Genomic DNA, 11,462 nt, shown 5'->3' on the forward strand with positions numbered 1-11,462 from the left:
ACACCATTGTGTTCTAACAATCTCTAAATCACTCTTTTTCCACATACATATTAACCATAGAAATTACTTCTTTTCCTTAAAACACTCTTGTTACTGATTATTTGTTTTATATGTAGGCCGTACTTGTTCCCCCCTTCATGCCTCCTTATATTTTTATCCTACACAATGAAAATCTCTTTTTTCTTACCTATTCCTTACAAATTCCTTACATACAAAATCACTTCTACAATAGGATTGAAGTAGCATCTGTGCCCGAAAGCGCAAAAAACACCGATGCTTTTCGCTTCAGTGTTTTTGCGCTTTACATATTGTAAGATTCGTTTTACTCTTAACAGGTTAAACTGCTGATTTTTTCTAATGCGATTATTCTTCTTGCTATATAAAACAAATTTCATTGTGTTATATGAAACACTATGAAATTTGTCATTAAGGCACATGATTCTAAATTTATTGATGTACTTGAGATGGACTCACTTTTTGAATTTGAACAAGTATATCAAACGCTTTACCTAATGATATATCAACAGTTTTTGGTATATCAGGCCCTTCGGTAGTTATTCCAGCGAAAATTGGATGTTGTTCGTTTAACCAAGTTTTTGTCACGCCGTTCGCCTTACGTAAATCAATAAAAAATTGATCTTTTTTAACTTGTCCAAAGATGTAGTTATAACTGTTTGGATCATCCGATTTTAATGTTCCATAGGGGCCAAATTCACCATTGCTATTCTTCACATTGTATTGTCCTTCATAAACTGACGTTCCAATAGATACGTACCGTTTTCCGTAATATTCTGCTAAATGCTGCCCTGCTACTTTAGGGTATATAAAAGAAAGCATATTTGTTTTCGAAACGTGTCCATTATGTCCCCATACAATGGTTTTTCCTAAATGTTCTTCAGTCCACTTCGCATTTTCATACATTGCAATATCATGTTTCAAATAAAAATCCACTGGTTTATCAGGAGGTGTCGCTAACATTGTAGTAAACTGTTCAATAATACGAGCATTTTGCTTTATCCATACGAACTCTTTAGATTTCCCATTTAAATGACTTTTATTTTCCTCTAATAAAGCACTAATTTGTTTAGCATCTAAAACATACTTTTCTTTTTCTTCTTTCGTAAGGCTTTCAAAAGTATTCATATCCTTTGTTACAGGAATAAGCCCTTTTATCTTCTCTTCTACTCTAGGCAACAGTTTTGAATTATTCGCTTTAATATATTCTATTATATTATTATAAACATTTTCGTTTACTGATTGAATGTCCATCCCGATGACACGTACTTTCGATTTATGTTTTGGATTAGCATTATATTGCCGAATCCAATCAAGTAAATCTAGCATTTCTTTCGTCTTAAATACAGGTGTTAGATGTTGGCTTGGGTTTCCCTTACCAGTAAGAACATATCGATCAAGTTCCAAGGCCCTGTCCCATCCCTCTTCTAAAACTAGATTGGTAAAGCCCTTTTCAGATACTAAATACTTAACAATGCGGTGTTTCATCGTAAAAACTTCATGAGCCCCATGCGTAGCTTCACCTAAACCTACAATTGAAGCTGAACCTACCATATCCTTAAGTGGTTTCAAATCATTAAGAGATGCAGTTGGATTAGTTGTTTTTAAAGGCTTTGCATGTGCTTCTAACCATTTCGCTATTTGATTTGTATTATAGGGAGCTGTAACAGAAACCTCTGTTTTCGAATCTGCATAAGTATTTCCTACAAAATGAGTCATTGTTATAGCAGAAACAACAATTGCAATAATCATTTTCTTTTTCATAAAAAACCTCCTGAAATATTTACTTATAGCTTTTTGACATACTCTGCCAACTTCCGTTTAAAACATTCATTTTCTTATTACTGTTAAGATACATTTATTCTAGTTCCTAAAACTCACTTATTTCTTAATAGGTTCTTAAGAAATTCTTAATTCATTTATACAAATATAAAACTAAATAAGCTTCAATTCATTGTATTGTAAATTCCTCATTGCATAACATTATAATGTACAGATATTCGTTATAAATGATGTTATCTAAAGTATTCAATTTCAGTATGTATTATTAACGTAGTTAATATATGGTTAATATGAAGTTCCAAATTTTGATTGTTTGTAGTCTCTTTATCATAGAGTTAATTTAGGGGTTATTTTTTGTTCACTTCATTTTTTTCGGCACTCTGCATCTAGACGGTATACCCATTGGCCACAGTTAGACTATTTCAAATCAAAAAAATAGATTACCTGCACACTAAAGAGTATAGCGCACAGGTAATCTAGTTGTTTTTGAGATTAATAAAAAACTAATTTATCTTTTGAATTCTTCCATCAATAATAGACTGAATTGGTTCTTTTGATTTTTTTATATAATCTACTAATGCTTCAAAATCAGTTGATCCTGTTTCAGCATCTTTACCGTTTTTAAAGGATACAAATCCATCTCCACCTGAAGCTAGAAATGCGTTCGCAACGACGCTGTAAGTTTTAGAAGGAATAATTTCTTCTCCATTTGTTAAGCGAATACTTGTTACTTTTTCTCCATTAGGCTTGTTCGCATCCCAAGTGTATTGGATACCTGAAATTTGAAGCATTCTTGTTATGTCTTTTTGCCATTGTTGATTTAAAATATCACGAATGTCTTGACCTGTTAAATTTACTTTTATTAATTGATTTCCGAATGGTTGAATACCATATATCTCTCCCCATGTAATATCACCAGCATCTAAGTCATTACGAATACCACCAGGATTCATAAGTGCAATTTGGGATTGCATTGTTGTACGCTGAGCATCAGCAACTAAATTTCCAAGAGTAGATTCACCAGCCATATTTTGTTTGCGATCTAGTGGAGCGATAGACTTACCTACAACTTCATTAACAAGAGGTGCGATTTTTGCTTGATATTTCTCCATCTTCTTCTTTATTTTTTTATCAGGCTCTATGCCTTCATGATAAGTTGTAACAATTTCTGCTTTTTTCTCAACAATATCTTGTGTCTTACGATCAATCTTTACATCAACATCAGCAAAAGCCATACCATAAGAATTTGCTTGTACGACAAGTTTATTATTAACAGTTCCATTTACATAGGTGTGGCTATGGCCACCAAAAATAACATCGACTTCTGGATCAGTCTCATTTGCTAATCGGACGATATCACCATTTGTTACGCCGTTCCCATCTGTTATACCTCCGTTATGTGCAAGAACAACGATAGATTTAACGCCTAGTTTTTTTAATTGCTTTACGGATTTGTTAATAGCTTCAACTTCATCTGTAATTTCTACATTCTTTAGCATAGTAGGCATAACAAGGTTAGGAACATCCGTTGTTACGACTCCAATAAAGCCAACAGGAACTCCTTGTACCTTTTTTATAGTGAATGGTGGTAAAAATAAACGACCGGTGGATTTATTATAGAAATTTGCAGCAACATATGGGAATTTTGCTCCTTTAAAATTTCCTGTTTTCTCATGGTATCCACCATAAATAAGGCGGTTCATTTCTTCAACACCTTCATCAAATTCATGATTTCCTATCGTTCCAACATCGAATTTCAAATCATTTAGAAATTCAATTGTAGGTTCGTCTTGTAATAATGCTGAAACAGGAGTACTTGCTCCAACAACATCTCCAGCATGTACCTTTAATGTATTTGGATTTTGTTTTTCACGATCACGTAAATAAGCCCCTAAGTACTCAATTCCCCCTGCATCTTTATTGTTAATTTTTTTTACAGTGTCTAGTTGCCCATGAAAATCGTTAATACCGAGCATTTGTACATCTATGTAGCGATTTTGTTCTGTACTTGCTTGGATTGAAGGCGCAGCAAATACACTAGTAAAAGTAACTGTACTTAATGCTAAAGCAACTGGAATAATTTTTTTCAACATAAAATTTCTCTCCCCTAATTAAAATCTGACATAATACGATGTTATTTTAATATATTAAGAGAATTATTTCCATAAAAATTCTACCAATTATAAAAATTAATAAGATTTTATTGTTTTCTGACAAGATATTTCTTCCTCAAAAAATGTACATTTCTTTGTTTTGCGGATTATTCAAAATATTATCTTGATAGTAATATAGCAATACATCTAAAAGACCTAAAAAACTCTAAACAATAAATTTTTGCTGTTAAGAAGAATATTCAATTCGAAACTAATGAAGATTTATCAACCTAACATATCAATACCACCATTTAAAAAGATGCTCCTGGATTTATCCAAGAGCATCTTTTATAAAGCTTTATTTTTTACTTATTTATAATTTATCAACTAACAAGTATATAGTTGTAATCAGTCCTTTAAAAATAATAGGAGTGCTTCATTAAATTCTTTAGCATGCGTTGCATTTAGCCCATGTGGACCACCCTTTATTAAGGCTACTTTAGAATTAGGAATTGCTTCATGTGTTAATTTCCCACTATATTCATATGGTACAGTTGCATCAGAATCACCGTGAATAATAAGAGTAGGTATATTAAACTTCTCCAAGTCTTTTCTAAAATCTGTCTTACTAAAGGCGGTAATACAATCAAGTGTTCCTTTAGGTGATGCACTGGCTGCAATATCCCAATTATATAAACGGAATGGCTCACTAACTAAATCTGTTCGATTACCAGCCGCGAAAAATCCCTTAGTAAATTCATCAAGAAATGCAAGGCGGTCATTTATCACACCACTTTTGAATGCTTCAATTGTTGCATCATCTAAGGCCCCTTCAGGATGATCCTCTGATTTGTATAAATACGGAGGAACTGCCCCAGCAAAAACAGCCTTTTCAATACGATCTGTTCCATACGTACTAATATACCGGGCTACTTCGCCTCCACCCATAGAAAAACCAACAAGTGTGACATTTTGAAGCTCTAAATGTTCTAATAGTTGATGTAAATCAGAAGTAAAGGTATCATATTCATACCCTTCCCACGGCTGAGATGATTGTCCAAATCCTCGACGATCATATGTTATAACTCTGTATCCAGCCTCAACAAGAGCGGGAACTTGGTATTCCCAAGATCGACCACTTAACGGCCAACCATGAATGAGTACAACTGGTTTTCCTGTGCCATGATCCTCATAATATATCTCAATTGGTTCTTGCTTTTCGGTTCCTACAGTAATTTTAGCCATGCTTCTACCTCCTAAAAATATTCCAATATGTATCCTTTTCTTCAATAATCTAGATGAATGTCATAACCTATTCATGCACGTTTATGTTGTGAATTCTAAGTATGAAACTCTATTGTTCCAATGCATTCATTTTCTCCTTTTGGAACAATCCCCCCTCTAATACCTTTTGCATCATAAAATAATTACTGAACATTACTCCTATTCAATTGTAATAACAAAAATAGGTGACTATCAATATCGTTCTATCTATAGGATGTATAGGTAAAACCAATCTATTTTATAGTGAAAACAACTATAGTTACGACCTATACAAATTATAGATAATTTAGAATTGATTAACGAATCAGTTTTCAAATACTATAAATTTGTATAGCACTTCATGTTCTGTGAATGCTGCTATAACCAATATTATTGGTCAGCTTAGTTATAAACGAAGAAACTTATGATAGTATCCGACTATTTAAACTTTCTTCGATTACTTAATTTTTAGGAGGAATACATAATGACTGATCTCTATTCTCGTATTAACAAAGATGATGCTGTTGTGCTTTTAGTAGATCATCAAACTGGTCTTATGTCCGGACTAGTACGTGACTATGGTGTTGATGAATTCAAGAACAATGTTTTAGCTCTTGCTCATACTGCTAAGTTTTTTAATTTACCAGTTATTTTAACAACAAGTTTTGAAAACGGGCCTAATGGACCTTTAATGCAAGAATTGGTTAATCTCTTTCCTCATGCACCAAAAATAGCTCGACCTGGACAAATTAACGCATGGGATAATGATGATTTTGTAAAAGCAATCGAAAAAACTGGAAAAAAACAACTTATCATCGCAGGCGTAGTTACGGACGTTTGTGTTGCTTTCCCGGCACTTTCCGCTATAAAAGCTGGATATGAAGTATTTGCTGTTACTGATGCTTCAGGAACTTTCAGTAAACAAGTTGCAGATGCTGCCAATACACGTATGGCACATAGTGGCGTGCAACTTATGAACTGGTTTAGCGTAGCTTGCGAATTACAACGCGATTGGCGCAACGATGTCGAAGGTTTTGGCAATTTGCTTGCTAGCAATCTTCCAGGCTATCAAAATATAATTGGAAGCTATAGAGGAGCTCAGCGAGATCTTAGTAAACAAAATGCATAAATGTATCTCAAGGAAATAGCTTTAAATCACCTTTTTTAAAGTAGATAGTATAAATTTAGTGCTGATTAAATCAGCACTAAATTTAAATTAAAAAGTATAGTAGAGCTTCAATTGACAGAAGATACATTACTTTCAATAAACAATTGAAAAAGGAGCGTTTTATTATGAGTAATTTAGAATTGTTAAATCCGGAGAACAGTGCCTTAATTTTAATTGATTTTCAACCTCAAATGACTTTTGGAGTTGCAAGTATTGATAGACAAACATTGATTAATAACGTTATGCTACTTGCTAAATCAGCAAAAACTTTTAACGTACCTACTATTCTTACTACAGTTGAAACACGCAGCTTTTCTGGTTATTTTTGGCCACAAATTCTTGATATATTCCCAAACCATGAAATTATAGAACGTAGTTCAATGAACTCTTGGGAAGATCCGAAATTTGTTGAGGCAGTTAAAGCAACCGGTAGAAAGAAATTAATATTTGCAGCACTTTGGACTGAAGTTTGCCTTGCATTCCCTGTGCTTGAAGCAATTAAAGCTGGCTATGAGGTATATGCAGTTGATGATGCTTCAGGTGGTACTAGTTTGACAGCACATAACGCTGCTATGCGTCGTGTAGAACAAGCTGGTGCAATTCCAGTGACAGCAATTCAAGTTTTACTTGAATACCAACGTGACTGGGCACACAAAGACACTTATGATGCTGTAATGGAGATTGTAAAGGAACACACTGGTGCTTATGGTCAAGGTGTAGAATACGCATATACTATGGTGCATGGCGCGCTTCCAAGCAGGAAAATATGAAACAAGAAGGAGTAGCTGTCGAAGAGACTTATACAGGGAACACGATGGATGCCGGCAATCCAGTAACAACGATTGTTACATGGGAAATTCAAGAAGGTAGAGAAAAACAGTTTGAAACATGGAGACATGAAATTGAGGCTGCGGCTACTAAATTCCCAGGACATTTAGGTGTAAATCTAATAGTCCCAAGTAACGAATCCAGAGAGTATACTGTTATTTTTCGCTTTGATACGTATGAGCATCTACGTACTTGGCAAGAATCAGATATTCGCCGGGATTTGTTAAAAACGGCGGAGCAATTTCAAGCCACTAATCCAACTTACAAAACTGAAAGCAGTTTGGCTTATTGGTTTGTTACTCCGAAAACGCCAGTTCCACCGCCAAAATGGAAAATGTCTATCGTTACCCTTCTGGGTGTATGGCCTCTTAGCATGTTAGTTCCTAAAGTGATAGGACCTATTATAAAACATATGAATCCTATTATGTCAGCTTTTTTTGTTTCTGTATGTATAGTGTCCTTGCTATCATGGGTAGTCATGCCGATTTTCGGTAAATTATTTCATCCATGGTTACAAAATAATAGAAAGTAGACGAGGTGTGAACATGAATTTACCGGATATGATCTTATATAACGGAAAAATTACTACCCTTGACCCTTCTCAGCCTGAGGTATCTGCTATCGCCATAACTGATGGTTTAGTCACTGCAGTAGGTGGAGATGAGCTTCTTAATAGTGCCACGGAAAAAACAAAAAAAATAGACCTTAAAAGAAAGAGAGCTATTCCAGGCCTGAATGACTCCCATATACACGTGATTCGTGGTGGTCTGCATTATAATATGGAATTACGTTGGGAAGGCGTGCCATCACTTTTTATTGCTCTAGAAATGCTCAAAGAACAGGCAAGGCGTACACCTGCTCCTCAGTGGGTAAGAGTAGTTGGAGGCTGGTCTGAATTTCAATTTAAAGAGAGACGGATGCCAACATTAGAAGAGATTAATGCTGTTTCTGAAGACACGCCTGTCTTTGTGCTACATCTTTACGATAGAGCACTTGTAAATCGTGCAGGGCTACGTGCACTGGGATACACGAAAGATACCCCAGACCCTCCAGGCTGTTTAATTCAGCGGGATAAAAGAGGTAATCCAACGGGCCTTTTAATTGCTAACCCTAACGCTTCTATTCTTTATTCAAGTTTGGGTAAAGCTCCAGTACTTAATCTTGACGACCAGATTAACTCAACTCGCCATTTTATGCGTGAATTAAATAGATTAGGTATTACAAGTGCCATCGACGCAGGTGGTGGTTTCCAAAATTACCCTGATGACTACAAAGTTGTTGAACATTTAGCCGAGAAGGAACAATTAACTTTGCGTATTGCTTATAATCTATTTACGCAAAATCCTAATCATGAATATGAAGACTTTGCTTCATGGGCAAACATTGTTTCTCCCGGTCAAGGAAATGATAAGTATAAAATGAATGGTGCCGGAGAAATGTTAGTATTCTCGGCAGCCGATTTTGAAAAATTTCAAATGCCACGGCCCGAACTAGCTACAGTAATGGAAGCCGACTTAAAGAAAGTAATTTCTCTATTGGTGGAAAACCGTTGGCCATTCCGTTTACATGCAACTTATGACGAGTCAATCACACGTTTCTTAAATGTATTTGAGGAAGTTAACAGAGAAATTCCTTTTAATGGGCTACGCTGGTGGTTTGATCATGCAGAAACAATCTCAGATCGTAGTATGGAACGTGTTAAGGCTTTAAATGGCGGTATTGCCATCCAAGACCGCATGGCTTTTCAAGGTGAATACTTTGTTGACTTATACGGAAAGGAAGCTGCAAAGCATACTCCTCCGATTTATCGTATGTTAGACCTTGGTATACCTGTTGGCGCCGGTAGTGATGCAACCAGGGTTTCCAGCTATAACCCTTGGGTTGCTCTTTACTGGATGGTTGCTGGAAAAACCATTGGTGGGCTTTCCATATACGATGAAAAAAATAAACTTGATAGAAAAGTAGCCCTGGAATTATATTCAAAAGGAAGTGCGTGGTTCTCTGGCGATGAAGGTAAAAAAGGAACCCTGGCAGTAGGTCAGTTTGCTGATATTGCTGTATTGTCTGCTGACTACTTTACTGTGCCGGAAGAAGAAATCAAAGACCTTGAATCATTGCTCACCATTATGGGTGGGCAGGTTGTTTATGGAAATAATGAATTTAAAAACTTATCACCTGAATTGCCGCCAGCATCACCTGATTGGTCACCGACGGGCGTTTATGGTTATGGTGGTGCTAACCTAGCCAACACTATACTTTCTCACGATTCCCATGATAACAAGTTACATAGTTGTAGTAACCCTCTCCATCAACACACTCATACCGTAATAGGAAAAGATGGAACTAAATGGGGTATTGGTTGTACTTGCTTTGCTTTCTAAATCAAAACCACCGGTATAATGCCGGTGGTTTTCTTTCTACAATAAGGATATATAAATTCAAAATAGCAGTGTATATCCCTACATGGAATCTGTTACTATGCGATAAGACCGAAGAATTGATTGATTGATTGATTGATTAACTTAACTTGTTTTTGATAGCCTTCTCTCCTTGCAAAGTCTGTCCTTTTTTCCTTAATTAAAAGTCAATGGTATCCCCCTTTTTGATCGACTACACCACACATATAAATCCACTGTCCTTCGACTTTAATATAGATTTTAATTTTTTCAATTGTTACACTAGGATCATTATTATTTCTATTACACTGATACTTTTTGAGAATCATTTAACTTCTGCATAAAGATGCGTGCTGCAAAACTTAAAAATTTATCATCAAAGTGTATAAGATTAATATCTTGACTTGGTGTTGGATCAGTAATACGAACTATGCTCAAAGTATCATTATTAACAAAGTTAACCAGTGAAAGAGGTATTATGGCAACACCATGTCCATTGTATACAAGGCTCAATAGAGAAATAGAAGATTTTGTTTCTATATTTGCTTCAGATAAAGATAACCCTAAACTCTCACAATATATCTTAATAGATTCACGACAACTACATGAAACCATTACTCTACTGAGCCCTACTAATTCTCGAAAAGAAACAAATGATTTTTCATTCAAAGGATGATTTTTGGGAATTACAAGGACGAGCTCTTCACTATACAAAAGGGTGTTTGTTAATGTGTCTGGAATTTGAGCACTACGTGTAATCCCGAAATCAATATTTTTGTCAACGATTTGATTTACAGCAACTTCGGATTCTATAATCTTTACTACAATGTTGGGATAATGTTGTTGAAACTTCATAATATAGGGTGTTAAATAAGTGAGATCCTCTAATAAACCTCCTATAGTAATCACACCTCTTTTTACACCCTTTAATTCAAAAATTTCATTATAAACGTCATCAAATTGTTTCATGATAAATTTTCCTTTATCAAATAGCAGCTTACCCGCTTCTGTCATTTTGATACCTCTTCCAACTCGATGAAACAAGGGTGTATCAAGTTCACCTTCTAAAACTCGTATTTGTTGACTTAAAGTCGGCTGTGAAATACCTAGAACTTCCGCAGCTTTAGTGAAACTATTATTATTACAAACTTGAATAAAATACTCTAAATGACGTAATTCCATTCTTGATACCCACTCTCCGCTTTATGAAAGATTTATAATTTAAAGGACGATATGTATACATTAACATAACAACTTTATTTCATATTATACCGATTGAAATTACACGCTTTATTCATTTTGTATTATAATAAATTTACTACCATTTATTAATTTTTCCTCCTATTTATTTAAATTATATTTAATTAGGACATTACTAATTCGAGATATATTTCTAAAGATTTATAGTTCTAGTGCATAATACCCTAATTTTTTCAACTTTTCGATTATCATTTTTTTCTCAGTATAGTCCAAACCACCAAATATTTGCTGAATCGCCTCTTTATGCTGGGGAAAAATAATATCCATTAGTTCAATACCTTCTGAAGTAATTGACGCATACGTGACACGGCGGTCTTTAGGACATGGTTTTCGTATTAAGAACCTCTTCTTTTCCAACTTATCCACTACATACGTGATACTACTACTTGCAAGTAATATTTTGTCTCCAATTTTTTGTATAGGCTGATCGCCTTTACTATACAGTAGCTCAAGCACTGCAAATTCAGTTGGATTAAGTCCATAACTTTTTATATCCTCTTCAATACGCTTAGTAATTGACTGTACTGCCCTTGATAATATAACAAATAACTTTAAAGATAAGCTCTCATCGTTAATCACGCTCATAATTACCAATCCTTTACAAGTTATCTTGAATTCGAGATTCATTATATTATCGTCAAAATATTATGTCAATCA

General features: G+C 34.8%; 9 protein-coding genes. 4 read left to right on the forward strand and 5 right to left on the reverse strand.

Features of this window, described 5'->3' with window-relative positions; all coding sequences use genetic code 11:
• Positions 1-447: 447 nt before the first annotated feature.
• The 3 genes from V7S45_RS15355 to V7S45_RS15365 all read right to left on the reverse strand — a co-directional run bounded on the left by V7S45_RS15355 (position 448) and on the right by V7S45_RS15365 (position 5,135).
• Positions 448-1,779, reverse strand: coding sequence for an erythromycin esterase family protein (locus V7S45_RS15355; RefSeq protein ID WP_342761422.1), 1,332 nt, complete (start codon positions 1,777-1,779; stop codon positions 448-450).
• Positions 1,780-2,300: 521 nt separating this feature from the next.
• Entirely contained in the window at positions 2,301-3,890 is a 1,590-nt protein-coding gene (locus V7S45_RS15360; RefSeq protein ID WP_025687849.1) for a 5'-nucleotidase C-terminal domain-containing protein, read from the reverse strand.
• 408 nt (positions 3,891-4,298) lie between these two features.
• Positions 4,299-5,135, reverse strand: a complete 837-nt coding sequence (locus V7S45_RS15365) for a bromoperoxidase (RefSeq protein WP_001074300.1) — start codon at positions 5,133-5,135, stop codon at positions 4,299-4,301.
• 502 nt (positions 5,136-5,637) lie between these two features.
• Between V7S45_RS15365 and ycaC the strand changes: the two genes are divergently transcribed.
• The 4 genes from ycaC (at position 5,638) to V7S45_RS15385 (ending at position 9,530) form a co-directional block, all read left to right on the forward strand.
• Complete coding sequence (gene ycaC, locus V7S45_RS15370) at positions 5,638-6,282, forward strand: isochorismate family cysteine hydrolase YcaC (protein WP_088322369.1); 645 nt, start codon at positions 5,638-5,640, stop codon at positions 6,280-6,282.
• A 164-nt stretch (positions 6,283-6,446) separates the two neighbouring features.
• Positions 6,447-7,091 carry a hydrolase gene (locus V7S45_RS15375; protein ID WP_000067162.1) on the forward strand — a complete coding sequence of 215 codons (645 nt, stop codon included), beginning with the start codon at positions 6,447-6,449 and terminating at the stop codon, positions 7,089-7,091.
• Positions 7,088-7,681 (forward strand): antibiotic biosynthesis monooxygenase, encoded by a 594-nt coding sequence (locus V7S45_RS15380; protein WP_000806857.1) that lies wholly within the window; start codon positions 7,088-7,090, stop codon positions 7,679-7,681. The genes V7S45_RS15375 and V7S45_RS15380 overlap by 4 nt, the downstream gene beginning before the upstream one ends.
• A gap of 13 nt (positions 7,682-7,694) precedes the next feature.
• Entirely contained in the window at positions 7,695-9,530 is a 1,836-nt protein-coding gene (locus V7S45_RS15385; protein ID WP_025687847.1) for an amidohydrolase, read from the forward strand.
• 318 nt (positions 9,531-9,848) lie between these two features.
• On the opposite strand, the gene V7S45_RS15390 is transcribed toward V7S45_RS15385, so the two are convergent.
• Both V7S45_RS15390 and V7S45_RS15395 read right to left on the reverse strand, forming a co-directional pair.
• Positions 9,849-10,727 carry a LysR family transcriptional regulator gene (locus V7S45_RS15390; RefSeq protein WP_000423182.1) on the reverse strand — a complete coding sequence of 293 codons (879 nt, stop codon included), beginning with the start codon at positions 10,725-10,727 and terminating at the stop codon, positions 9,849-9,851.
• Positions 10,728-10,946: 219 nt separating this feature from the next.
• The gene (locus tag V7S45_RS15395; RefSeq protein ID WP_000111425.1) at positions 10,947-11,390 is read right to left on the reverse strand and encodes a MarR family transcriptional regulator; all 444 of its coding nucleotides are present in this window, start codon (positions 11,388-11,390) and stop codon (positions 10,947-10,949) included.
• Positions 11,391-11,462: the final 72 nt, after the last annotated feature.

This window comes from Bacillus sp. BR3(2024), from assembly GCF_039134555.1.
Lineage (GTDB): Bacteria > Bacillota > Bacilli > Bacillales > Bacillaceae_G > Bacillus_A > Bacillus_A cereus.